General features: G+C 45.5%; 18 protein-coding genes and 1 rRNA gene. 14 read left to right on the top strand and 5 right to left on the bottom strand.

The genetic code is table 11. From position 1 onward, the window contains the following. Nucleotides 1-4: 4 nt before the first annotated feature. The 3 genes from ACYVAM_RS04220 to recF all read right to left on the bottom strand — a co-directional run bounded on the left by ACYVAM_RS04220 (nt 5) and on the right by recF (nt 3,637). Entirely contained in the window at nt 5-1,666 is a 1,662-nt protein-coding gene (locus ACYVAM_RS04220) for a TolC family protein (protein ID WP_461064265.1), read from the bottom strand. Continuing rightward, nucleotides 1,653-2,279 carry a TetR/AcrR family transcriptional regulator gene (locus tag ACYVAM_RS04215; RefSeq protein WP_461064263.1) on the bottom strand — a complete coding sequence of 209 codons (627 nt, stop codon included), beginning with the start codon at nt 2,277-2,279 and terminating at the stop codon, nt 1,653-1,655. Before ACYVAM_RS04215 ends, ACYVAM_RS04220 begins: the two co-directional genes overlap by 14 nt. Before the next feature lie 251 nt (nt 2,280-2,530). Continuing rightward, nucleotides 2,531-3,637: a DNA replication/repair protein RecF gene (gene recF / locus ACYVAM_RS04210; RefSeq protein ID WP_461064261.1), complete on the bottom strand. Its 1,107-nt coding sequence runs from the start codon at nt 3,635-3,637 to the stop codon at nt 2,531-2,533. Between the two features lie 203 nt (nt 3,638-3,840). Here recF and pdhA point away from each other — a divergent pair, with 203 nt between their 5' ends. From pdhA to ACYVAM_RS04175, 7 genes are all read left to right on the top strand, one after another. Next, complete coding sequence (gene pdhA, locus ACYVAM_RS04205; protein WP_461064259.1) at nt 3,841-4,899, top strand: pyruvate dehydrogenase (acetyl-transferring) E1 component subunit alpha; 1,059 nt, start codon at nt 3,841-3,843, stop codon at nt 4,897-4,899. A gap of 148 nt (nt 4,900-5,047) precedes the next feature. Beyond that, a complete protein-coding gene (locus ACYVAM_RS04200) occupies nt 5,048-5,986 on the top strand; it encodes a ring-cleaving dioxygenase (RefSeq protein WP_461064257.1) in 939 nt (312 codons plus the stop codon). Nucleotides 5,987-6,084: 98 nt separating this feature from the next. Continuing rightward, a complete protein-coding gene (locus tag ACYVAM_RS04195) occupies nt 6,085-6,717 on the top strand; it encodes an alpha/beta hydrolase (RefSeq protein WP_461064255.1) in 633 nt (210 codons plus the stop codon). Between the two features lie 29 nt (nt 6,718-6,746). After that, nucleotides 6,747-7,043 (top strand): muconolactone Delta-isomerase family protein, encoded by a 297-nt coding sequence (locus ACYVAM_RS04190; RefSeq protein WP_046578409.1) that lies wholly within the window; start codon nt 6,747-6,749, stop codon nt 7,041-7,043. Nucleotides 7,044-7,237: 194 nt separating this feature from the next. Further along, entirely contained in the window at nt 7,238-7,684 is a 447-nt protein-coding gene (locus tag ACYVAM_RS04185; protein WP_461064253.1) for a barstar family protein, read from the top strand. A 102-nt stretch (nt 7,685-7,786) separates the two neighbouring features. After that, nucleotides 7,787-11,140: a transcription-repair coupling factor gene (gene mfd, locus ACYVAM_RS04180; RefSeq protein ID WP_461064251.1), complete on the top strand. Its 3,354-nt coding sequence runs from the start codon at nt 7,787-7,789 to the stop codon at nt 11,138-11,140. A gap of 39 nt (nt 11,141-11,179) precedes the next feature. Next, complete coding sequence (locus ACYVAM_RS04175) at nt 11,180-12,442, top strand: SUMF1/EgtB/PvdO family nonheme iron enzyme (RefSeq protein ID WP_046578403.1); 1,263 nt, start codon at nt 11,180-11,182, stop codon at nt 12,440-12,442. A gap of 105 nt (nt 12,443-12,547) precedes the next feature. On the opposite strand, the gene ACYVAM_RS04170 is transcribed toward ACYVAM_RS04175, so the two are convergent. Then, nucleotides 12,548-13,258, bottom strand: a complete 711-nt coding sequence (locus ACYVAM_RS04170) for a ComF family protein (protein ID WP_461064248.1) — start codon at nt 13,256-13,258, stop codon at nt 12,548-12,550. A gap of 56 nt (nt 13,259-13,314) precedes the next feature. On the opposite strand from ACYVAM_RS04170, the gene ACYVAM_RS04165 reads away from it, so the two are divergent. From ACYVAM_RS04165 to ACYVAM_RS04145, 5 genes are all read left to right on the top strand, one after another. Further along, nucleotides 13,315-13,668, top strand: a complete 354-nt coding sequence (locus ACYVAM_RS04165; protein ID WP_461064246.1) for a hypothetical protein — start codon at nt 13,315-13,317, stop codon at nt 13,666-13,668. Between the two features lie 19 nt (nt 13,669-13,687). Beyond that, entirely contained in the window at nt 13,688-16,990 is a 3,303-nt protein-coding gene (locus ACYVAM_RS04160) for a DUF4175 family protein (protein WP_461064244.1), read from the top strand. A 154-nt stretch (nt 16,991-17,144) separates the two neighbouring features. Next, a complete protein-coding gene (gene mnmG, locus ACYVAM_RS04155; protein WP_461064242.1) occupies nt 17,145-19,007 on the top strand; it encodes a tRNA uridine-5-carboxymethylaminomethyl(34) synthesis enzyme MnmG in 1,863 nt (620 codons plus the stop codon). A gap of 75 nt (nt 19,008-19,082) precedes the next feature. Further along, a complete protein-coding gene (locus ACYVAM_RS04150) occupies nt 19,083-19,964 on the top strand; it encodes a class I SAM-dependent methyltransferase (RefSeq protein WP_461064240.1) in 882 nt (293 codons plus the stop codon). 487 nt (nt 19,965-20,451) lie between these two features. Next, the gene (locus tag ACYVAM_RS04145) at nt 20,452-22,260 is read left to right on the top strand and encodes a tetratricopeptide repeat protein (protein WP_461065668.1); all 1,809 of its coding nucleotides are present in this window, start codon (nt 20,452-20,454) and stop codon (nt 22,258-22,260) included. 86 nt (nt 22,261-22,346) lie between these two features. Here the strand turns inward: ACYVAM_RS04145 and thrC are convergent, their stop codons facing one another. Continuing rightward, on the bottom strand, nt 22,347-23,654 hold the full coding sequence (gene thrC, locus ACYVAM_RS04140; RefSeq protein WP_461064238.1) for a threonine synthase: 1,308 nt from the start codon (nt 23,652-23,654) through the stop codon (nt 22,347-22,349). 141 nt (nt 23,655-23,795) lie between these two features. On the opposite strand from thrC, the gene pruA reads away from it, so the two are divergent. Then, nucleotides 23,796-25,427 carry an L-glutamate gamma-semialdehyde dehydrogenase gene (gene pruA, locus ACYVAM_RS04135; RefSeq protein WP_461064236.1) on the top strand — a complete coding sequence of 544 codons (1,632 nt, stop codon included), beginning with the start codon at nt 23,796-23,798 and terminating at the stop codon, nt 25,425-25,427. A gap of 349 nt (nt 25,428-25,776) precedes the next feature. Then, nucleotides 25,777-25,982: ribosomal RNA gene (locus ACYVAM_RS04130) — 16S ribosomal RNA — on the top strand; the annotation flags it as partial.

Here is a 25,982-nt window from a genome sequence, read left to right as displayed (position 1 = left end):
AATTTTAGTTTCCCACATACAGCCGACCCAGCGCTCTGTCCTGGTCAACTTTCGTGATTAAAAAATCATATAAGGATGAAAAGTAGTTGGTTTGTGCTTCTCTGAATGAAGCCTCAGCATTGAGCACTTCAATGCTGGATCCAACGCCTTCTTTGTACTTAATCTGGGTTACCCGAACAATCTCCTGGGCCAGATCGCGGTTACGCTGCTGGGTCTGGAGCGTTTGCAGGCTATTTTTCAGCGTGATGCTTGCCTGACGAATTTGCAGGTCAATGGAGTTACGAAGCAATTCTCCATTATTCTGGGCCTTTTGCAGCGTAATCCGTTTCTGGGCAATTTGATTGCGCTTCTGAAAACCGTCGAATATGGGTACCTGTAAGCTTATGCCAATCGTTGCAAAATTGAACCAGGGATCCGTTATAAGCTGACTAAATGCGTTCCGGCCACTGTTGTACCCATAGTTGACAAACCCGGATGCCGATGGTAGATAGCCTTTCTGCGTTAATTCAATATCCTGTTCGGCCAGTTTGATCTGCGTTTCCAGCGTTGAATACTCGATCCGGCTGCGATACTGAAACGTAGGATCCGCTGAAATCAATGGCCGCAGATCATCTGCTCGTCGGTCCAGTAGCTGTTCCGACAGCGTGATTTCGTCATTTACTCCTAGCCCCATCTGAAACTTCAATAGCGTATAACTCAACTCAATCAGATTCTGGACATTCTGACGCTCGGCGCGCAAATTATTTGCCTGTACTTCCAATCGCTGCACGTCAAGTTTCTCAACGAAGCCCTGCCGATTTAGCGCCCCCGTTTCGTTCAGTAGCGTATCGAGCCGACCAATGTTATAATCGAGCAATTTAGCCCGTTCAACCGCCACCAGCACACCATAATAAGCCTTGGCAACCTGCTCAGCTACCGTCACTTTAGTCGATTGTAGGTTGCGTTGAGCCAGCTCCCGATAGGTAGCCGCAGCCCGCAAGCCAACGTTCAGACTGGCACTGTAAATAACCTGGTTCAGGTTGACAGACGCATTGCTTGAGTAAGCAACCCCAAACTGGACTGGCACCGCCGGTGCATCGGGAGCGGCCTTCTGATCGAAAAAGACAGCGGGTAAAAAAGCCCGCTGAATAATCAGGTTGTCGGTCAGTGACGCGCTAGCGGCTACCTGAGGTAGCGCCGACGATTTGACCTCCCGAATGCGGGCTTCAGCACTTACGGCATCCAATTGACCATTACGCACATTGACGTTTTTTTGTAACGCAAAGTCAATGGCTTCCTGCAGCGTAAAAGCCTGTCCGTTTCCTGATTGACCCGAGGGCTTTAGCCCCGTTGGTGCTAACCCTAAACCCGATTTGAATGAGGTGATGACAGTAGGTTGCAGATTTACCGGCCCTTCCGACGGATTGACGGATGGTACTCCTCCTGTCGAATTAATGCTCGGTTGCGAAGGGACAGCTGAGCCCGTGCCGGGTATTGTACCAGGCTGCGCTATGATCGAGCCAGTACCTGCGGCTTGCTGCGCTCCAGGCTGCTGACCACTGGCCGCTGCCCCGGTGGGTTGCTGGCCAACCGAGGGCTGAGTAGGGGCCTGAGCCAACGCTCCTGCTCCTGGCCAGACGGTAGGCAGCCAAAGCGCTGCAATGAAAAGTATACTATTTGTTTTCATAGATAATTGGTTGTACTCCTTTATTCAAAAACTGGTTGTAAATGGTGAATCCTTGTTCGGTGAGCATACCGCGCACAAAGTGATGGGTCAGTTCAGACTGAATGTCATGCATTGAATACTGGTCGGTGGGAAAAATATCATTGTCGAAAGCCAGCTCGATCTGCTCGACCCGAAGACGGGCCAAAATGGTTGGATTTATGTCGGCGCGATATAGGCCTTGAGAAATACCTTTTTGTATATTTTCAAGAATAGACCGCATAATCTGTTCTTCTTTATATTGCCTGAAAATCGCGAATGCTTGTGGGTAATACCGTTTTATGTCGATGAGCAGATTGGGGCTAACCTGGTCAGCATTTTTCTGCATCATGTCCAGAACGCTGAGAAGTTCCTCAACTGGATTAGTGGTTCCAACAACCATACATTCCATTTCAAACTGATCTCTACCGGTTTTACCCTCAATGACCTGATACAGAATCTGCTCTTTATCGGAAAAATGCTGATAAATCGTCTTCTTGGAAATACCAAGTTTGCGAGCGATATCCTCCATCGTCACTGAGCGAACGCCATATTTCCAAAATAGCCGTTCGGCCTCCTCAAGAATCCTTTCCTTCATCAATCAATAGAACTTTTACATGATGAACTTAGGAAACTCAAATATAGTTCTGAGTTTCCAGGCTATTTTTAATTAAATGATGAACGGCCGAAAAAGCGGAGTGAACCAACGCAAAAGCCCGACGAACCAGCTACGGCGTCGGGCTTTTTTTAGTGCTATGTATCAAACAGCCAGAGGCTATTTGCGCTAAAGACCAGGTATACTCTCAGAGTCAGCCACTCTCAAACAGCCAGAGGCTGTTTAGTACACAACTAATGACTAACCTCGAAAAATCGAACGTCGGCTTTTACGTTGTTCAGTAGTTCGCGGGTGCGTTCGGGGCGGGCGTCGGTAATGAAAAGCTGGCCAAATACGCCTTCGTCCATTTGCTGAATCAGCTTACCAATGCGTCGATCATCCAGCTTGTCGAAAATATCATCCAGCAATAAAATAGGCTTGATACCTTTCTCGGTCTGTAACTGATCGAACTGGGCCAGCTTGAGCGCAATGACAAATGTCTTCTGCTGCCCCTGCGAACCGAATTTTTTCAGCGGCACGGGCGGCTGATCATTTTTTCCGGCAATCATAAAGGAATAATCGTCCTTATGAATGCCCATCGTTGTCCGTTGCAATACCGTATCACGCCGACGAAAGTGCCGAAACTCGCTGGCAAAGTCTGAATTGCTTACTTCCGACTCATAGACGATGTTTACCTCTTCACGCTCATCGCTTAAAAATGCGTAGTGAACGCGAAAGCTGGGCAGAAACTCCTCAATAAACTGCTTCCGGCGATTATGAATTTTCTGCCCCAGGTCGAGTAGAGGCTCATCGTAGGTATCCAGCAAATCATTGTCGACCTGACTACGCTCGGCAAACAGTTTGAGCAAACTGTTTCGCTGCTTGAGCACTTGCTGGTACATCAGGTAATCCCGCAAATAGGTTGGATCGAGTTGGGAGAGCACCCCGTCGAAAAAATGTCGGCGATCTTCGCTATGTTCCCGTACCAGGTCTGTATCATTGGGCGCAACTAAAACCACCGGAAACCGGCCAATATGCTCACTAATTCGTTCATACGGTTTTTTGTCCGCCATCAGAACTTTCCGTTGCCCACGCTGCAGGCTGATCGTGATCTGGACAGTACGGTCAGCATGTTCTTCAAAAATACCATCGATAATAAAGTAGTCTGCGTCATGCAAAATGCTCAGCGCATCCTGCGTCTGGAAGGCACTTTTGCTTAATGACAGAAAATATACTGCGTCCAGCAGGTTCGTTTTGCCGCTGCCATTGGGACCCACAATCACATTCACCTGTTGCCCAAAGACGTACCGGGCATCTTCATAATTCTTAAAATTGGTCAGGCTAAGCTTTTCGAGGTGCATAGGTGTCGGGTATAACGCGATAATGCTTAATTTCGCGGGAGTTTATTGCCCACTCAGTTATTACAAATGAGCGGGCAATAAACTTGGCAACAAAGATACGGTCGGTTTGTTAGGTAAACAGACCTAAGCCAGTTGTCCCGCAACGGTTGCCCAGCGTAATGGCAGAGCGCCAGCGACAGCTCATTTTATCGAACACATTCCTCATGGCAAGCGTCAAAGAGAAACCCAAACAAAATGGTAAGGCTTCGGAAGCCCAGTCGGCCGTTGCCACGAAAGTACAGCATCCCAAAGAGCGGTATATGTATTGGTACGAATCCATGCAGTTGCAACGGAAGTTTGAAGAGAAAGCCGGGCAACTTTATGGTCAACAGAAAATCCGTGGATTCTGCCATTTATATATTGGTCAGGAAGCCTGTTCATCAGGTTCATTCACCGCCCTGACTAAAGACGATAAGTGGATTACAGCATATCGTGACCATGGTATCCCGATTGCGCTGGGTTCCGACCCAAAGGCAATCATGGCCGAATTATTCGCCAAACAAACCGGTTCGTCGAAAGGAAAAGGCGGCTCAATGCACATCTTCGACAAGTCAGTCAATTTCGTTGGCGGGCATGGCATTGTTGGTGCGCAGATTCCGATGGGAGCAGGTATTGCCTTTTCAGAGAAATACAACAAGACAGGGAATTTGTGCATCACGTTCATGGGCGATGGTGCCGTGCGGCAAGGGGCCTTGCACGAAGCCTTCAACATGGCCATGCTCTGGAAATTACCTGTCATCTTCGTTGTTGAAAACAACGGATACGCGATGGGAACCTCCGTTGAGCGTACCTCGAACGTAACCGATTTATATACACTGGCTGAAGCCTATGATATGCCGTCAGAACCCGTCGATGCGATGAGTGTCGAGGCTGTTCACGAGGCTGTGAGCCGGGCTGCCGAACGAGCCCGCGCGGGCGAAGGACCAACCTTCCTGGAGTTCCGCACGTATCGGTACCGTGGTCACTCCATGTCCGATCCGCAGAAATACCGCAAAAAGGAAGAAGTTGAAGAATACAAGCTCCGCGATCCTATCGAGCAGGTGAAAGCAGTGATTCTTGAAAAGGGTCTTGCTACTCAGGATGATCTGAATGCCATTGATCAGAAGATAAAAGGGATTGTTGACGAGTCGGTTAAGTTTGCCGAAGAGTCGCCCTACCCATCTCCCGAAGAAGCCTTTAAGGACGTATACATGCAAGCCGACTATCCGTTCCTTATGGAGTAGTTTAGTTGCTATCCAGCACTTGAATTATAAAAACGTCCTGGCTTAACAGTCCGGACGTTTTTATTGAACGTTTTAAAAAAATTAAATGTATGTACATTAAATACATAAACATTAAAACCTTTTCAATTAGCAAACGCTTATAAATCGTATGGAAACGCTCATAAACGGATTACACCACGTAACAACCCTGGCCGGTGATACACAACGGAATGTCGATTATTACACGGATATTCTGGGGCTTCGGCTGGTCAAGAAAACGGTCAATTTCGACGCGCCCGATGTCTACCATTTATATTACGGAAACGAAACGGGTTCACCCGGCACGATTCTTACGTTCTTTCCATACGGCAAATTACCTCGCGGCCGGAAGGGCATCGGTCAGTTGACATATACCGCTTTTTCGGCACCGACGGCATCGCTCAGCTTTTGGATGGATCGGCTTCATGAACGCAACATTCCATATTCGGGTCCATACAAACGGTTCTCGGAAACCTATGTGCGCTTTGAAGATTTTGATGGCATGGGTATTGAGCTTGTCTTCACGGATGACGATCAGCGGCAAGGTTGGGACAATGGTCGCATTCCGGCGGAGTATGCCGTTCGTGGTTTCCACACGGTCACATTAAATGAATTGAATCCGGATCGGACCATTAAACTGCTGACCGAAACGATGCAGCACACCCTGGTAGGAGAGGAGGAGGGCCGGTTCCGGTTCAAAGCTGGTCTGGGTGGTCCTGGTAATTTTGTCGATGTATTGCATTCGCCCAAAGATGTACACGCCTTACAGGGTGCAGGTTCGGTTCACCACGTCGCGTTCTCTACCGATTCGGATGAAACCCAGTTGATCATTCAGGAGCAACTGGCCGAAGGAGGTTACCATGTGACGCCCGTACAGGATCGCAACTATTTTAACAGTATTTATTTCCGGGAGCCCGGCGGTATATTGTTTGAAGTGGCAACCAACCCACCGGGCTTTGCCGTTGATGAGCCGGTCGCCGAGTTAGGAACAGCGCTGAAACTTCCCCCACAATACGAACCCCGCCGGGCTAAAATTGAAGCGGAGTTACCAGCGATTTTGGTAAAATAAGTTTGTGGTATCTGATTACAGTATTCGGTTGGCTGACACTTCAGTAATCGTGTGCGTCAGCCAACCGAATACCGTAAAGTATAAACCGATTAATTCTTATGATACACAACCCGAACAATATTCATACGGCCGGAAAGCCTTTGGAGGAAGCAACAAAAGTCATGGTCATGGTTCATGGCCGGGGTGGTTCGGCACGGGACATTCTGTCTATATCCAATTATATTCAGGATAAAGACTTTGCCTTTATCGCGCCTGAAGCACAGGGAAACACCTGGTATCCTCACTCGTTCCTGCGGCCCATGAATGAAAACGAGCCATATCTATCGTCTGCACTAGAGGTACTGGCCAGTTTACGTGCCCGATTGCAGTCCGATTTCAACTTTAAATTGCCACAGATTTATTGGCTGGGCTTCTCGCAGGGAGCTTGCCTCATGCTTGAATTCGTGGCTCGCCATGCCGCTGAGTATGGTGGTGTGTTTGGCCTTAGCGGTGGGTTGATCGGTCCCGACGATACACCTCGAACCTATGAAGGATCATTCAATAAGACGCCTATTTTTTTAGGCTGTAGTGATCACGATTCGCACGTCCCAAAAAAGCGGGTTCTGGAATCTGAGGCCGTATTTCAGCAGATGGGCGCTGAGGTGACGACGAAATTGTATCCAAATTTTCCGCATTCGATTAACGAAGATGAGCTAAACATCGTTAATTTGCTATTAGCCGGGAACCGATAGAACTCGGCTGTTACCTAACAATAATGCCTATGAGCCAATATATGGTTGAATTTGATCTTCCGACCGTGCTGGATGAAGGGTTCGAAAACCGCATACCTGCCCAACGGCTCAAAGTGGAGGAATTGATGGAGAAGGGATTTCTGTTGTCGTATTCGCTTTCGGTCGACCGCCACAAACTCTGGTGCATCTTCAAAGCCGACTCAGAACTGGAAGTGATGGAATCTATTTCCGAGTTTCCACTTATCAAATACATGACACCTATGATTACTGAATTGATGTTCCATAACATGGTGGCGGCTCGGATTCCCCTCTTTTCGCTGAACTGACTTTATGTCAAAAACCCTCCACCCAGGAGGGTTTTTTTATGTCTGCAAATTGTACTTTTGCAGGTACGGTTTGCTTAAATATGCATAAGTAACCAGGGTTTAACTGGTTACATACGTTTATAACTGTTTGATTTTCAGTTCCACGTGGAAACATTCTTTTTCATCCATTCAGACTGATCATTTATATAAAACACATGACCCCTAATTTCCTCATCTGCCAATCGGAGCGCGAACTGGAGTCCCGCTATGCCCATGATTTCATTGCGAACATCGACGGAAAACATGCGCTCACGCTGCGCCAGTTCTACGAAGAGATGGCTGATTTGCTTGAGATTCCAAACTTCACATTCACCCTCGAAGGGTTGAACGACTCGCTAAATGACCTACAATGGCTGGAGGATAAGCGAGTCATTTTATACTTCACCAACACCAATGAACTGATCAGTAAGGAGCGCGATCCGGCAAAATTAGCCAGCGTGCTAAACATCCTGGATGCCACGGCAGAAGATTGGAAATGGGTGGATGAAGACGAATCATTCGATAAAAAAGAGATCGTTGTGGTGTTCGAAGACAGTCCTCGCATTCGACAAGCACTCGACACGGAAAGTATCGATTATGCCCTGATGTCGACGTTGAAATAAAGCCTGAACGCAACAAATTTTCGAAACCTGCTGTTACCCTAACGTGCCGCCGGAATATGCTTCCAGCGGCTTTTCGTGCTTGACATACAACCTGACTTTCGCTTGAAACCTGAAGAATTAATCGGCTTATATACCGGTGATAATTTCATAAAACTGCTGACAGAACCGTTTACGCGAAAGCCTGCCAACGAGCCTCAGCGTTTACAAATTAAAGGATTAGCCGGTAGTCTGGACGCCGTGCTGGCCTCGGCAATCTTTAAATCGGTCGGGGGCAATCATCTGTATGTTCTAACGGACCGGGATGAGGCCGCTTACTTCTTTAACGACATGCAGAATTTGCTGGGTCGGGAAGTATTGCTGTTCCCGATGTCGTACAAGAAACCCTATCAGTACGAAGAAGTCGAGAACGCAAATGTACTGATGCGTGCCGAAGTACTGAACAGGCTTAACCCGGCCCCGAAAGATGGCTTGCTTATGGTAACCTATCCGGAAGCACTTTCGGAGAAGGTAATCAATAAGCGGTCTTTACAAGCCAATACACTGACCATTCGGGTAGGCGAGAAGCTGGATACCCATTTTGTATCTGAATTATTACAAACATACGAGTTCGAGAAGACTGATTTTGTGTACGAAGCCGGTCAGTTTTCCGTGCGGGGAGGAATTATCGATGTCTTTTCATTTGCTAGCGAGTTTCCATTTCGGATCGATTTATTTGGTGACGATGTAGAAAGCATTCGCAAATTCAATCCCGAATCGCAGCTTTCTACTGACCCCGTCGAGTTCATCAACATCATCCCGAATATTCAGACCAAACTCACGCAGGAAACCAGAGAACCATTCTTCGATTTTCTACCTGATGCCACGACCATATGGGCAAAAGATGTGGAGTTTACGCTGGAAATCATTGAGAAGTGCTACGAAAAAGCTGAGCAGAGTTTCACAACCGTAGTTGCATCGAGTGGAGGCATACAGGTGGTTTCGGATCCGAACGCTTTGTGGGAAACCCGGCGTTCATTCCTGAATGAGTTGAAACGGTTCCGTACCGTTGAGTTTGGTCGTAAATTTTACTTCAAAACCGACGGAAGACAGCAGTACAGTTCCAAGCCACAACCATCGTTCAACAAGGATTTCAAGCGCTTAATCGAAACACTGGGCGATAATCAGGCGAAGGGCTACACCAACATTATTGCGGGGGAATCCTTTAAACAGTTGGACCGCTTGCGAACAATTTTCGAAGAGCTGGATCCTTTCGTTACATTTCAGCCAATGAATATCGGGCTGCGTGAAGGCTTCCTAGACGATGCTTTGAAAATTGCCTGTTTTACGGATCACCAAATCTTCGATCGCTATTACAAGTATCGTGTTCAGGACAAGTTCTCGAAATCGAAAGCCTTAACGTTACGTGAACTGAAAACACTTCAACCGGGTGATTATGTCACGCACGTCGATTATGGTATTGGTCGATTTGCGGGTCTTGAGAAGGTAGATCATGCCGGCAATGAGCAGGAAGCAATTCGACTTATTTATCGCGATAACGACATTCTGCTAGTTAGCATTCACAGCCTGCACAAGATAGCGAAATACAGTGGCCGGGAAGGCGGGGCACCCACCATGAGCAAGCTGGGTTCGCAGGAATGGGAGCAAAAGAAATCCCGTATTCGAAAACAGGTAAAAGACATTGCCCGCGAGCTGATTGCGCTCTATGCCAAACGGCGAACCGCACCGGGTTACGCCTACAGCCGTGACAGCTTTCTGCAGGCTGAGCTGGAATCGTCTTTTATCTACGAGGATACGCCCGATCAGGCCAAGGCAACCAATGATGTGAAGGACGACATGGAACGGCCACACCCGATGGACCGGCTGGTATGTGGCGATGTTGGATTTGGCAAAACAGAAATAGCCATTCGGGCTGCATTTAAAGCCGTAACGGATAACAAACAGGTGGCCGTGCTTGTCCCAACGACGATTCTGGCCATGCAGCACTTCAAGACCTTTGCTGAGCGAATGGCAGATTTTCCCGTAAGGATCGAATATATTAATCGGTTTCGGACGGCAGGTCAGATTAAGGAAATTCTAAAAGGGGTAGCTTCCGGCGAGATAGGTATACTGATTGGCACGCACCGAATTGTCAATAAAGACATCAAGTTCAAAGATTTGGGTCTGCTGGTGATTGACGAAGAGCAAAAGTTTGGCGTAAAAACAAAGGATCGACTCAAAGAAATGCGGGTCGAGGTCGATGTGCTTACCCTGACGGCAACGCCCATTCCCAGAACACTGCATTTTTCGCTCATGGGCGCCCGTGACTTATCAGTCATTGCGACTCCACCACCCAACCGCCAGCCCGTTACGACGGAAGTTCACCCGTTTAACGAAGCCACCATCCGGGATGCGATCAGTTATGAGGTGCGTCGGGGTGGGCAAGTCTTCTTTGTTCACAACCGGGTCAATGACATTGAGTCTATCGGCAATCTAATCATGCGACTCGTGCCGGAGGCTCGCATTGGGGTGGCGCATGGTCAGATGGAAGGCGACCGGCTTGAGCGGGTAATGACCCGTTTTATTGAGGGTGAATTTGACGTGTTGATTTCAACCAACATTATCGAGTCGGGGTTGGACATTTCCAATGCCAATACGATTTTGATAAATAATGCCCATTATTTCGGACTGTCAGATTTGCACCAGATGCGCGGTAGGGTAGGGCGGTCAAACCGGAAAGCGTTCTGTTATCTTCTGACGCCACCGCCTTCGGTGCTAACAGCAGACGCCCGAAAACGACTGCAAACCCTCGAAGACTTTTCGGATTTGGGTGAAGGCTTTAAAATTGCCATGCGCGATCTGGACATTCGGGGAGCGGGTAATTTGCTGGGGGCCGAACAGAGCGGGTTTGTCAATGATCTGGGTTTCGAGATGTATCATAAAGTACTCGATGAAGCCGTTCAGGAACTCCGCGAGAATGAATTTAAGGACCTCTTCGAGACAAAACCCGGTGATTTGAAACTAGCCCTTCCAGATACCGTTATTGAAACTGATTTACAGGTCGTTATTCCTGAACGGTATGTATCGAATATTTCTGAACGACTGGCGTTATACACTCGCCTGGACAGCCTTCAAAATGTCGAAGAAGTACAGGCCTTTCGTCAGGAAGTGATCGACCGATTCGGACCAATGCCGGAAGAAGTCGAAAACCTGATCAAAATGGTGAACGTTCGCTGGAAAGCGGAGAAGTTATACCTTGAAAAACTGACGCTTAAGAATAATATCATGAAAGGATACTTCGTTTCTAACGGGAACGATGACTTCTTTAAATCGGACCAATTTGGCAAGGTAATTGAGTATTTAAAGCGTAACCCAGCCAAAAGTTCAGTAAAGGAATCCAAAGGGCGACCCATCATCACGCATGCCGATGTTTTTTCTGTCGAGCAACTGGATGAAATACTGGGCGCATTGACAAATTAATTACGATTTTTGTACCTACGTTTTACACAAAATAGAGCAATGATTCAAAAGTATCACCTGCAACGAGCGGCTTATGTGCTGTTGGCAATGGCGGCCCTTGCATCTTGTAAGTCCAAGCACCCAACCAGCGTAAAGCCTGGAAAGCAAAGTACGGCTACGGGAATTGCTTACAACCAGAAAGATGGTTTTCAGGTAAAGAAGTTTGCGGGACAGAAAGCCGGTCCGAACCTTGTTTTCATTGAAGGTGGACGGTTCACAATGGGCGCTCTTGAAGAGGACGTTATGAATAGCCGCGACAACCGCGAGCGTACCGTTTCGATTCAATCGTTTTATATGGATGAAACCGAGATGGCGAATGTTCACTACCTCGAGTATCTGAATGCCATCACGCGCGATTCGTCAGAAGAAGTTGTCAAAGCTGCGCTGCCAGATACAACGGTTTGGGCAAATCCACTTTCATTCAACGATTCGTATGTAACACAATACTTACGCTATCCTGCTTTCCGGTATTATCCAGTTGTGGGTGTATCGTGGGTACAAGCCAGCGACTACGCTGTTTGGCGATCTAATGCTGTAAATAACGAATTAGCAAAAGGGGGCGCTCCGAAGAAGAAAGGGGGCGGTTTCTCGCTCAAACGGAAATCGAAAACGGCTGAAGAACCTGCTTTAGCGGAAGCAACTACCTCAACGGCTCCGCCAAAACCAAGTCTGGAAAGTGGCATGATTTTGCCAGATTATCGCCTGCCAACAGAAGCCGAGTGGGAATATGCAGCCAAAGCGCTCATAGGAACGCAATACATGGACGAGAATCAAATAAATCAGCGAATCTATCCGTGGGATGGTTCTTCTGTGCGGAACCCCAAGAAAGGCCGGAAACAGGGCCAAATGCTGGCTAACTTCAAGCGTGGTCGGGGTGACTATGCCGGTATTGCTGGCCGTTCCAATGATGGAGCCATTATCACCGCTGAAATTTATTCATACCCAGCCAATGATTTTGGTTTATACAACATGGCAGGTAACGTAAATGAATGGGTCTATGACGTTTATCGTCCATTATCTTATCAGGACGTTAATGACCTGAACCCAATTCGTCGGAACGGTTATCTGGATGAATCGAAGAACTATGATACCAAAAACAAACAGTCATTAATTGATGACAAACTTCGGGTATATAAAGGTGGTTCCTGGAATGATGTAGCTTACTGGTTATCGCCCGGTACACGTCGATTCCTGGATCAGGATTCAGCAACAGCTATGATTGGTTTCCGTTGCGCCATGATCGGTGTCGGCCGAAACAAATAGAATTAACTTAACAACAAAATAAGGCGGTCATTCAGAAATGGATGACCGCCTTATTTTATATAAATACCTAAAATACAGGCAATTACCTTTTTTTTATCCATCCTTTTATCGGTGAGTAGCAGCTAACGTTAATACACTGACCGATTTACAACCAGCTCGTAAAAGCTCAATGGCACAGGCTTCCAATGTGGCACCCGTTGTGAGTACATCATCAACAAGCATCACATGCTTATTCTGAATCTCATTCTCATTCTGCACAGAAAACACCGTTTTAACATTGTCCCAGCGTTCCAGCCGGTTCTTACGCGTTTGTGATCCTTTAAATTGATTTCGTATTAGAACATCTGTTCTCATTGGCAGGTTAAGGGCTTCAGAGAGTCCTTCAGCAATACAATCGGCTTGGTTGTAGCCTCGTTGCTGAAAGCGGCTCTTATGCAACGGAACACCAATCAATACGTCTATTTCATTTGCAAGCTTTGTTTCCGTTCGTAACTGATAACCATACCAACCTGCTATTTCTTTCGCTACCTCTTTTTGTCCCTTGTACTTGATCCCATGAATGAGTTTCTGGACAATTCCTCCTTTACTAAAAAATAGATAAGACGATAAAAATTGTATCGGTACTTTTCCGGCAAACTTATTGAGGATATTCAGGTCGTTGGGTTCCTTGTGCTGGTTTGTTTCCGGCAAATTGATTCGGCATTTAGTACATAAAATCTTCTCATTGGCTCCCAGTGAATTAGCACACCCTAAACAAAGGGTAGGGAATAGAAGATCGGCAAAATCGGCTAGTAGTGTACGAATAATCCGAATCATGGAATGCATTCGTTAGATAAGATAAAACGTTGTAATTTAGAGAGAAGAATAAATTTATGAGCGCCGTGAACGAAAATACTACAGATAAATCGTGGGAGGAGCTACTCGACCAGTTGCAGGCTCTTGTTGGTAAAAGGCCTGCTGATCTCAACGCTGTTCTCTTTTTGATTGGTGTTCAGGAATTGGGAACGGGCCCTAAACGATTCTCAAAAGAAGCCAAGCAGGATCTGATGCATATTGCTGTTTGTCGGGTATTAAGTCTTGATGGGTATTACACATTCGATGGGCTTGATAAAGATGGATGGCCACAGTGGACATTGGCGAAGCCCATTCCACATGGAGACCTATTGACGCAGGAGAATTTTTTAAAGAAACATGTCATTCAGTATTTCGAGTCCCTTTTAGTTTAACTACTCAATCTGAAGTTTTATGCAATCATCAACTTCTTATTCCACGCTGCTTCAACGCATCGACGAGTATAAAAAACGCTATTTTCAGAATCAGCTGGTAAAGGGTAGTTTATTCTTTATTGCTTTATTGGGTAGTGGCTATTTGTTCATTAATACAGCGGAGTTCGTTGGACGGTTTAACTCCGTCGGGCGAGGAGCCCTGTTTTTTGGCTTCCTGCTTACCGTCTTTGTCGGCCTTTATCTGCTTATCATTCGGCCTTTGCTGAATTTGTATGGTTTGAGTAAACCCCTGTCAAATGACGAAGCTGCCCGGCAAATTGGTACGTTCTTTCCTGAGGTAGGGGATAAGTTACTCAACACGCTTCAGCTTCAGCGTATCTCCACCGACCAGAGTGATTTGTTGCGAGCTAGTCTGGATCAACGTTCGCAACAGCTATTGATAAACCGTTTTGCCAATGCGATTCAAATAAGTCGTAACCGGCAATTCCTGAAATATGCTATACCACCTTTGGCGTTGATTCTCCTCATTTTGATAATGAATCCGTCTTTCTTTGCCAAATCATCAACTCGACTGGTTAATTACAATAAGGAATTTGTAGAGGAAGCCCCTTTTCAATTTATTATTCAGAACAAAGCCCTGAAAGCTTTCAGGAACGAAGATTTTCCCTTATCCGTAAAGCTAGCTGGCGATGCCGTACCTCAGGCTGTGTATGTAGTGGCCAATGGAACTCGCTTTAAACTGGAACAGTCCGGGAGTCAATTCACCTATAATTTTGACAACTTACAGCGTGATCTGGATTTTCACCTGGAGGCCGCTGGGTACAATTCTCCTACTTATAAAGTGTCATTACTTGACCGTCCATCTGTACTCTCGTTCAATGTAAAGCTCGATTATCCTGGTTATTTGAATAAACCGTCCGAGCAACTTTCTAACGTTGGAAATCTACTCGTACCACAGGGGACGGTCGTGAACTGGGAGTTTGCTGCTGATCATACGGATTCACTTTTATTTCGATTTAATACCGATTCAAAGCCAACCGCAGCCAGGTTAGTGGATGACAATACGTTTATGTTGAACCGGAAACTGATGCAAAATTCAGGCTATACGGTCTCCTTAAAAAATGGTCAGGTTGCGTCTCCATCCACCATTCAATACAACGTGCAGGTTATTCCGGACCGGTATCCACAAATTTCGGTAGACCGTATTCAGGACACTGTAACGTATGATTACATAGCACTCTCCGGTCTGGTTTCTGACGACTATGGCTTTTCTAAACTACGATTGAATTATAAAATTAGCCGCAACGGCAAATCATCGCCTTTGTATACGAAGGAAATTCCTGTCAATAAATCAACCACCTCCCAAAACTTTGTATACAACTGGTCGCTCGACAGCTTGAAGTTGGGGCAGGAAGATAGGCTGGAATATTTCGTTCAGGTATGGGACAATGATGGGGTAAACGGGGCTAAATCCAGTCGATCCAATCAGTTGAACTTCACTATACCTTCCAATGCTGAGATACAAAAGCAAGTTGATAAATCAGCCCAGAAAACGGAGGAACAAATAGATAACGCGCTCAGTAAAACACAAGCGATCAAGAAAGAGCTCCAAACGATGGAAGACCGGATGAGAACAAAGAAGTCATCCGATTTTCAGGATAAAAAACAGTTACAGGATATCCTGCAGAAGCGTGAGGAGTTAATGAATGAAGTTCAAAAACTGCAGGAACAAATGCAGAAGACGAATGACACACAGCAACGCTTTGCCGAAAAAAACCAGGCGATGCAGGATAAAATGGAGCAATTGCAGAAGCTTTTCAAAGATTTGCTCGATCCAGAAGCTAAGCAATTGTATGAGCAGTTGAAACAGCTTTTGGAACGCAAGCAGGATGAGAAAGCATCTGATATGCTTGATCGGCTGACCCGGAAAGAGAAGAATATGGAGCGCGATTTAGACCGCGCGCTTAAGCTTTTCAAGCAGATGCAACTGGAGCAGAAGGTGAATAATATCGCGGAAAATTTAGAGAAGCAAGCTGAACAACTGGAGAAGCAGGCTGAACAAAATGAGAAGAAAAATGAAACGTCCGAAGAGCAGCAGAAGCAACAGGAGAAGTCTCAGGAGGATTTCAAAAATACGCAGGAACAACTTAAAGAGATAGAAAAACAGGCTGAGAAGGATGATCTGAATAAACCGGAATCATCTGAAAAAGAGCAGCAGGAGATAGAAAAAGACATGGAGGACGCGACTAAAAACATGAAGAGCGATCAGGGTAAACAAGCTTCTTCAAAGCAGAAAAAGTCAGCCAAATCCATGAAGGCAATGAGTAAAGCCATGAAAGAGTCTATGCAATCGTCGGAGATGGAAGAGATGCAGGAAAACATGGATGACCTTCGTAATATTCTTGATAACCTGATTACATTGTCTTTCGGTCAGGAACGGGTTATGAAGGATTTTCGTGGAATGAGCCTGCAGGATCCACGGGTAACGAAGCTATCTCAGGAGCAACTCAAGTTACAGGACGATGCGAAAATCATAGAAGATAGCCTGAATGCGCTGGCTAGCCGGGTAGTCCAGATTCAATCGTTTGTGACACGTGAACTAACAAATATGAAGTTTTACATGGATGAGAGCGTACAGCAATTACGCGATCGTCGATTGAGTATGGCTTCTTCAAAGCAGCAGTTTGCAATGACGTCAATCAATAACCTCGCCTTGATGCTTAGTGACGTGCTTAAAAACATGCAGCAACAGATGAACGCAATGGCTATGCCGGGCAAGGGGAAAGGAGGTAAGAAAGGCCAAAACCCAAGCGGTATGGGCGAAATGCAAAAGCAGCTAAATGCAAAAATGCAGCAAATGCAAAAAGGCGGCAAGTCGGGTAGGGGCTTATCAGAAGAGTTATCCCAGATGGCTGCCGAGCAGGCAATGATCCGTCAACTGTTGAAGAAACTAGAAGAGAATGCAAAAGGAACAGAAGTCGGTAAACAACAGGAGAAACAAGTGAAAGAGCTGATGGAGAAAATGGATGAAACCGAAACAGACTTGGTTAACAAGCGGGTGAATCCAACGACAATCAATCGGCAGAATGAGATTTTGACTCGTTTATTGGAATCTGAAAAAGCGTTGAAACAACAAGAGGAAGATCCAAAACGGCAAGCAGAAGCAGCTAAGTCAACCAAGCGTAGCACACCAGCTTTTTTTGATTCGACCAATTTTCAGCAAAAGACGAAGCAAGTTGAAGTTCTTCGCTCTGTTTCGCCGAATTACAATCTTTTTTACAAAAAGGAAGCAAATCAGTATTTACAGAAGGTAAGTAAATAGTTTTCCATTCTGTTTAAAACCGCTGACTTTGCACTAAGGTCAGCGGTTTTTTGTTGGTTCAATATTCAGCATATGTCACGTTTTACCTTTTCAACAACTTTCAACAATTTTGTGAAAAGTTTCCACGTGAAACATTTTTCAAAAATCATAAGAGATGTATTCTTCATACGATGTCATTGTAGTTGGAGCTGGCCATGCCGGATGTGAAGCGGCTAACGCAGCGGCAACAATGGGTTCTAAAGTATTGCTCATAACAATGAACATGCAGACGATTGCTCAAATGTCTTGTAATCCCGCTATGGGCGGGGTTGCTAAAGGGCAAATTGTGCGAGAAATTGATGCATTAGGCGGCCTTTCAGGTATCATAAGCGATAAAAGCATGATACAATTTAGAATGCTGAATCGATCAAAAGGCCCAGCCATGTGGAGCCCACGTTGCCAAAGCGATCGAAATGTATTCGCCTGGGAATGGCGCAAAGCGCTAGAAGAAAATAGAAACGTAGATTTTTGGCAGGATTCCGTTAACGAAGTGATTGTAAAAAACGGGCGTATTGCGGGTGTGAAAACAAGTTTAGGTGTTGAGTTCTACGCCAAAGCCGTTGTGTTAACGAACGGGACGTTTCTAAACGGCCAAATGTTTATCGGTGAAAAAGTATTCGGTGGTGGCCGAACTGCCGAACGATCATCGACAGGATTAACCGAACAACTCGTTCAGCTCGGCTTTGAATCTGGACGCATGAAGACGGGAACTCCTCCACGCGTAGATGGTCGAAGTCTTAATTATGCGTTAATGGAAGAACAACTGGGCGATGAAAAACCAGGAAAGTTTTCCTATTCAAATACACCCGTTTTAACAAAGCAACGTAGTTGCTGGATAACATACACCAATCAGGCCGTCCATGATGAGCTAAAAACAGGCTTTGATAAATCCCCTATGTTTACGGGTCGGATTAAAGGGCTTGGCCCTCGGTATTGCCCGTCAGTAGAAGATAAAATCAACCGGTTTGCGGATAAGGACCGTCATCAGATTTTCGTGGAACCTGAAGGGTGGGACACCGTGGAGGTATACGTGAATGGATTCTCAACTTCATTGCCAGAAACCGTACAATATAATGCCTTGCGTAAAATTCAGGGGTTTGAGAATGTACGCATGTTCCGACCAGGGTACGCCGTTGAGTATGATTTCTTTCCGCCTACGCAGTTAAAGCCAACACTTGAAACGCAATTGGTAGCCAATCTTTTCTTTGCCGGCCAGATAAATGGTACTACAGGATACGAAGAAGCGGCTTGTCAAGGGTTGATGGCCGGTATTAACGCCCACAGAAATTCAAATGAAGAAGCGGAATTTACCATCAAACGTTCTGAAGGATATATAGGTGTTTTGATCGATGACCTGATCACAAAGGGGACTGAAGAGCCTTACCGAATGTTTACATCTAGAGCTGAATACCGGACCTTATTAAGACAAGATAATGCTGACTTAAGGCTCACCGAAAAGGGGTACGCCATTGGTTTAGCCTCGCAGGAACGGTATGCTTCTATGGTTGGAAAACGAAACGGAATTGCTGAATTAACAGAAGCCATACGGATAGCGAAAGTAAAACCAGAGTCGATTAATGAGTTCCTGGAATCGAAAGGAAGCGCTCCGTTACGTGAAAAAGGGAGTTTATACACGCTTCTGAAGCGGCCCGAAATTGATCAGGCTGACGTAAAAGACCTGCTGAAATCAATACCCGAAATGCCGGATGGGGTAGGGGAGGAGATCATTGAACAGACCGTAATTGAAATAAAGTACGAAGATTATCTAAACCGGGAGAAACAGAATGCCGAGAAGTTAGACAAATGGGAAAACCTATCCATCAATTCTAACTTTGATTATGATCGGTTAAAAGCGCTTTCATTTGAAGGTAAAGAAAAGCTTAAACGCTTGAGGCCATCAACAATTGGCCAGGCATCTCGCATTAGTGGGGTAAGTCCTTCCGACGTATCGATACTTCTGGTCTACATGGGCCGCTAATTTTTTAAGCTCTGATCGTTTATTTTAAATAAGCCATCAGAGCTTTTTTGTATTCACTCCTTTCTAATACCTGCTTTGGAAACCATAGATCAATGTCCCGTTTGTGGCAACAACACATTTAGTCCCTATTTAACGTGTGAGGATTACCTCGTCAGTAATCAGAAGTTCTCCATTCAGCAGTGCCAGACATGCAACTTTCGCTTAACAAATCCTCGTCCAGATGCACAGTCGATAGGGTCCTATTATAAGTCAGATCAATATGTGTCGCACAATGACCAAAGCAGTGGCGTTGTCAATACGGCTTATCGACTCGTAAGAAATTATACATTGCGATCGAAATTAACCCTCATCAATCAACTTAATGGAAAACCAGGTAAAATCTTGGATGTAGGCTGTGGAACGGGGGCCTTTCTTGAGACTTGCCGAATGGGTGGGTGGCAGATAACCGGCATGGAACCAGACCCGGATGCCCGGGCTATAGCCATAGAAAAGTTGAACGCTGAAATTGAACCAAGCCTGAAAGCACTAGTAGGCGCTCAACGGTTCGACATTATTTCCCTTTGGCACGTACTTGAGCACATTCCTGATCTGAACGAATCCATTCAGATACTCCACCAGTTGTTGACAGAAAAGGGAACATTGTTGATAGCCGTACCAAACTCCGATTCTTATGATGCTCAATATTTCAAAGAATATTGGGCTGCCTACGATGTTCCCCGGCACTTACATCATTTCACTCCCTCATCAATAGAGCTGCTTTTCAACAAACATGGCTTTACTATGGTTAAACAGAAACCAATGGTATTCGATGCATTTTATATCGCCATGTTGAGCACCCGATACCAAACTGGTAAAACAGACTACAGTAAAAGTATTCGAGTGGGCTTAGCCTCTAATGCCGAAGCCAGACGTACCGGTAACTCATCAAGCTTAATCTACCTCTTTAATAAGGCATAGTATTTGCCTTGATCACCCCATAAATAGCCTAATTGGGCTAAGAGCGGTAAAGGTCTATTCTAAATTAAAAAAGTGAAAATTTAATGTGAATAACCGTGTGTATAACTATCTAACCACGGTGGATAATTTGTTCACAAGAATGGAAGGGTATGTGGAAGACTAGTGAAGTAATCCACATAGGTTTTTAACAAATTAGTTTCTGTGGAGAAAGTCCCACATATACCAATCCGTTCCACAATTTTTCCCCAGTTGAAAATGTGTACGAAGTTTATACACTAATCCACAAACTTTCAACACACAAATTGTGGATAAAATGTTATTTACCTAAGAATAAACTAATTACAAGTGGATAAGCACTAATCTGATAGTGGATATCTTGTAGTTGTTATCCACAATGCGTATATTGATTAGTGGACAACTTATTTATTCACATTTCCACATAGCTAATAAGAGTAATAACGTTTCTTTAAAAAATCTTTTCTATAAAATGTTAATAAGGTCAAAAGTCATTATTGCATTACTATGGCTGATGTCTGTTGGACTGGCCTGGGGACAAGGTGGGGCGACGCTGGCCGAAGAATACTATAAAGCCGGCGATTTTGAAAAGGCCGCAAACGAATATGCCAAGTTGTTAAAAACAGATGTGACGTGGATAAAACTGTCGCGTTATGTGAACAGCTTGCAAAAAACTAATAAAACCGAAGAAGCAGTTAAGTTCCTGCGCAAACAACAGCGCAGTGACGAGCCCAATCGTGCTTACTACGAATTGTTGAGCGGTCAATTAGCAACCCAGCAGGGCGACAGCACTCAGGCGAAAGCACAATTCACCGCAGCCATACAATCGAGTAAGTCATCGATAGCAAAGCTGGAAAAAATCGCAGCGGCCTTCAGTGAGGCCGGAGAAAGCCGCTGGGCGATCCGTTCGTTGGAAACGGCCCGTGAGGTCGGTAAGGAGCCAATGGCTTACAGCGAGGAATTAATGGCCTTGTATCGGGCGACGGGCCAAACAGAAAAGGCGATAGACGAAATCATAACGACCAGCAAACAAGCTGAAAAGAAAGAACCCGTTTTAGCCGCCTTGCAGGGGTTTATCAACACCAAGGATGAACCACTTGTGGAAAAAGCATTATATACGCGAATTCAGCAAGAGCCAAATGAGCTGGCCTATAATGAGCTACTGATCTGGTATTTTGTTCAGAAGCAAAAATTCAGCCGGGCGTTGCTGCAGGAAAAAGCGACTGATAAACGGGTCAAGTTGAACGGAAGCCGCGTGTATGATCTGGGCATGCTGGCCATGAATAACAAAGAATACAAGACCGCAGCTGAGGCTTTTGAGTATGTATCCACAACTTATCCACAAGGACAGCTGTATCCGTTTGCGCGCAGGTTAGTCATTAGTGCTCGTGAAGAACAGGTAAAAAACACTTATCCTGTTGATAAGGTCGAGATACGCAAGCTGATCGGTGATTATCAGCAAATGCTTCAGGAAATAGGAACGAACGTAAAAACGCTGGAAGCCTTACGCAGTACGGCAAACCTGTACGGTAACTACCTGGACAGTAAAGACACGGCGCTCACAGTACTGGATCTGGCGATTGATTTAGGAAAAACGGATAAAAACTTTGTTGATCGCTGCAAACTCGACAAAGGAGATATTTACCTGCTTAAAGGTGAGCCCTGGGAATCAACGTTGTTATATTCTCAGGTTGAAAAATCGCAAAAGGAGGAGCTATTGGGGTATGAGGCAAAACTGAAAAATGCGAAGCTTCATTATTACAGAGGAAATTTTGCCGTATCAAAAGATCTGCTGGATGTTCTAAAACTGGCTACTTCACGTGAAATTGCCAATGATGCTGAGCAGCTGAGTCTGTTGATTGTGGATAACACAGGTATGGATAGCACAGAAGCTGCTATGCATGAATACGCTGACATTGATCTATTGCTTTTTCAAAATAAGAACGATGAAGCCATAGCGGCTCTGAATCAAATGTTAACCAAATATCCTACTCATAGCTTGGCTGACGAAATTCTGTGGTTAAGAGCTAATACGTACATGAAACAGGGCAAAAATGCTGAGGCTCTGGAAGACTTGAAAAAAATAACGGCAACTTACCCAACCGATATTTTAGGCGATGACGCCATGTTTGCACAAGGGAAAATGTATGAGGAGCGGTTGAAGGATAAACAGGCCGCTATGGAAGCCTACCAAAAAGTATTGACCCAATATCCGGGAAGCATTTATGGCGCTGAGGCTCGTAAGCGGTTTAGAGCGTTACGAGGAGATACGCTTAACTAAACAGCTGTAATGACGCTTAAAAAGAAAGTTATCCACAAAAAAGGCTCGAACCCCTAAATTCGAGCCTTTTTTGTGGATAACTTTTGTTAAACAGTCTGTAAAAATGATTCTTTAAAAACTTCGTAATCGGCTGGAATAGGAATGCTCCGCTTTGTTCGTTGGGATAGCGTAGCAAGCCGTTCCGGAACGTCAATAGTTAAATCAAGGACTTCTTCGACCAATGGTTTAAACTTGGAAGGGTGGGCCGTTGCCAGCGCTACACCTATATAATCCTGCTTCTTATCCTGAAGATAGGTTTGTAAACCCATAATGCCAATAGCGGTGTGCGGGCAGGAGACGTAGCCGTATTGTTGATAAATCTGCTGCATGCCAGCCCTCGTCTCTTCATCATCAAAAAAGTAGCCCGAAACGTTTGCTTTAAATTGGTCATACTGATCATCGTAGAGATGAGCCAAACGAACAAAGTTACTAGGGCTTCCAACATCCATTGCATTGGATATGGTTGCAACGGAAGCTTTCGGGATATAATCTCCCGTTTTTAAATAGCTTGGTACAACATGATTCAGATTAGTAGCCGCAATAAAATGGGCAACGGGCAATCCCATTTTCTGTACCATGGCACCGGCACTTAAGTTACCAAAGTTGCCGCTGGGTGTCGAGAAGACAACTGGCTTGCCCTGTTTTTGAACCTGTCCGTAGGCGCTCACATAATAAAAGCCCTGAGGAATTAGCCGAAAAATGTTGATTGAGTTAGCTGAAGATAAAGAAAGGTTTGCGTTCAAGTCATCATCCGAAAAAGCCTGCTTGACAATAGCCTGGCAATCGTCGAAAGAACCCTGAACCTCAAATGCCTGAATATTTCCTCCTAACGTTGTCAACTGTTTTTCCTGTAATTCGCTGACACGACCACTTGGGTATAATATAGAAACCCGAACGCCCGGAACATTGTGAAAGCCCATAGCTACAGCGCCACCCGTGTCGCCCGAGGTAGCCACCAGAATATTAACTTCTTTATCAGTCTGCTTAGAAAAGTAAGACATCAAAGCGGCCATGTAGCGAGCACCAACATCTTTAAACGCCAGAGACGGCCCATGAAACAACTCTAAAACACTCGTCGAACCTGGCTCGAGGTCGACCACTGGCGTTTCGAATGGAAAAGCGTGGTGAGTTAATTCTTCCAGATCAGCTTTACTTATTTCATCGCCGAACAAAGCCTGACTGATCGCAAAACCAATATCGGCCAACGATTGTCCGGCTATGGTTGAAAAGAAGTCAGTTCCCAGATACGGTAAAGGAGTAGGCATGTAAAGCCCTCTATCAGCAGGCATGCTTTGAAAAAGTGCCTGCTCTGTGGAAACAGTCGCCTTGGGGCTATTTGTGCTATAAAAACGCATGAATAAAGTCGAAGTAAGATAACAAAGTACGGTAAATCAACTTAATGAATGGAGTATCAGCAGCTAAATTGTGGAAAACTAGTGTGAATTAGTGGATAAGTATAGCAATCCGTAAATTTGTAAAAACTCGAACACTTCATTATGTCATTTGGCCAATTCAATGTACCAACGCCGGTTAATGAGCCGGTAAAAGAATATCGTCCCGGTTCGCCGGAACGCGAATCTCTCAAAAAAGCATTAGCTGAATTCCGTTCTCACGAAACGGATATTCCCATGTATATAGGCGGAGCGGAGATACGTACGGATCGAAAGATACGCGTTGCGCCCCCACATGACCATCAGCACACATTAGGTTATTTTTATGAAGGTGATGCGCCCCATGTTGAGATGGCCATCCAGGCAGCCTTAAAAGCGAAAGATGCCTGGGCTTCCCTCAGTTGGGAACACAGAGCCAGTATCTTTCTGAAAGCTGCCGACCTGATTGCTGGACCCTACCGAGCCCGAATCAATGCAGCCACCATGCTAGGGCAGTCAAAGAATGCCTACCAGGCAGAAATAGACTCTGCTTGTGAGTTAATTGACTTCCTTCGGTTCAATGTACATTACGCAACAGATATATACGGACAACAACCGGCATCATCAGCGGGCGTATGGAATAGATTAGAATACCGTCCACTGGAAGGATTTGTATTTGCACTGACGCCATTCAACTTTACAGCTATTGCGGGCAACCTACCCACATCGGCAGCCTTAATGGGCAACACAGTGGTATGGAAACCAGCCTATACACAGGTATTATCGGCTAAGGTCATTATGGAGGTTCTACAGGAAGCAGGCTTACCGGATGGCGTCATTAACCTTATTTATGTCGATGGGCCGGTTGCGGGCGAGGTTATTTTTAACCACCCCGATTTTGCGGGTATCCACTTTACGGGAAGCACTGGCGTGTTTCAGCAAATATGGGGTACCATTGGCGCCAATATTCACAAGTATAAAACGTATCCCCGAATCGTGGGAGAAACGGGCGGAAAAGATTTCGTAATGGTCCATGAATCGGCCGATGCCGATGAGGTAGCAACCGGTTTGGTACGCGGTGCTTTTGAATACCAGGGTCAAAAATGTTCGGCGGCTTCACGGGCATACATACCAACTACGCTTTGGCCAGCCGTAGAAGCAAAGATGAAGCAATTCCTGAGTGAGATCAAACTGGGCGTAACCGAAGATTTCTCCAACTTCATGAATGCCGTCATCGACGAACGCTCATTCAAGAAAATTACGGGATATATCGAAGAGGCAAAGCGGAGTGAAGACGTCGAGGTAATTGCAGGTGGAAATAGTGACGGCTCAAAAGGCTATTTCATTGAGCCCACCGTATTATTGGTTAAAGATCCAGGATACCGTACGATGTGTGAAGAAATCTTCGGTCCGGTGCTATCTATATATGTGTATGAGCCATCGGAATTTGACAATGTGTTACAAATTGTCAACACGACTTCCCCGTATGCATTGACGGGGTCAATATTTTCGAAGGACAGATATATCATTGAGAAGGCAGCAAAGGTGCTTCAAAACGCAGCTGGTAACTTTTATATCAATGATAAACCGACTGGAGCCGTAGTCGGCCAACAACCGTTTGGGGGGGCTAGGGCATCGGGTACTAATGATAAAGCGGGATCGGCTTTAAACCTATATCGTTGGGTATCAGCACGTACGATAAAAGAGACGTTTAATCCGCCCAAGTCTTACGAGTATCCCTTTTTGCAAGCCGAATAAATTTTTAGAAAAAGTTTTAAACAATGCTTGCGTAAAGGAATTTAAACACCTAATTTTGCACTCCCAAACGACGAAAGAACAGGCAGATTGATAATCTAATTGCTTTTCTGTCAGCTAGTTACAAATGAGAATTGGAAAAGTTGTTAAAAAATAAATTTCAACTTTTTCTTGACAAGAACGAATGAGTGTTGTACCTTTGCACTCCCAAATATAAGGAAGGCCAACAACGGTTGGCCGCAATCATAAGCCGAAAGGTTCGTGAGACAGTTCTTTGACGTATTGACATCATAGGATAGCACTATTCAAGGCTATAAACATCGTGACTACTTCGGTGGTCACAAATATATTTACGATGGAGAGTTTGATCCTGGCTCAGGATGAACGCTAGCGGCAGGCCTAATACATGCAAGTCGAACGGGTCGCAAGATCAGTGGCAAACGGGTGCGTAACGCGTAAGCAACCTGCCTCATACTGGGGGATAGCCCGGCGAAAGCTGGGGTAAACCCGCACGGTCCGATTGAGTCACCTGGCTTAATGGGTAAACATTTATGGGTA

The sequence above is a fragment of the Spirosoma horti genome (assembly GCF_054776595.1).
This window is presented reverse-complemented; position numbering and strand designations above follow the sequence as displayed.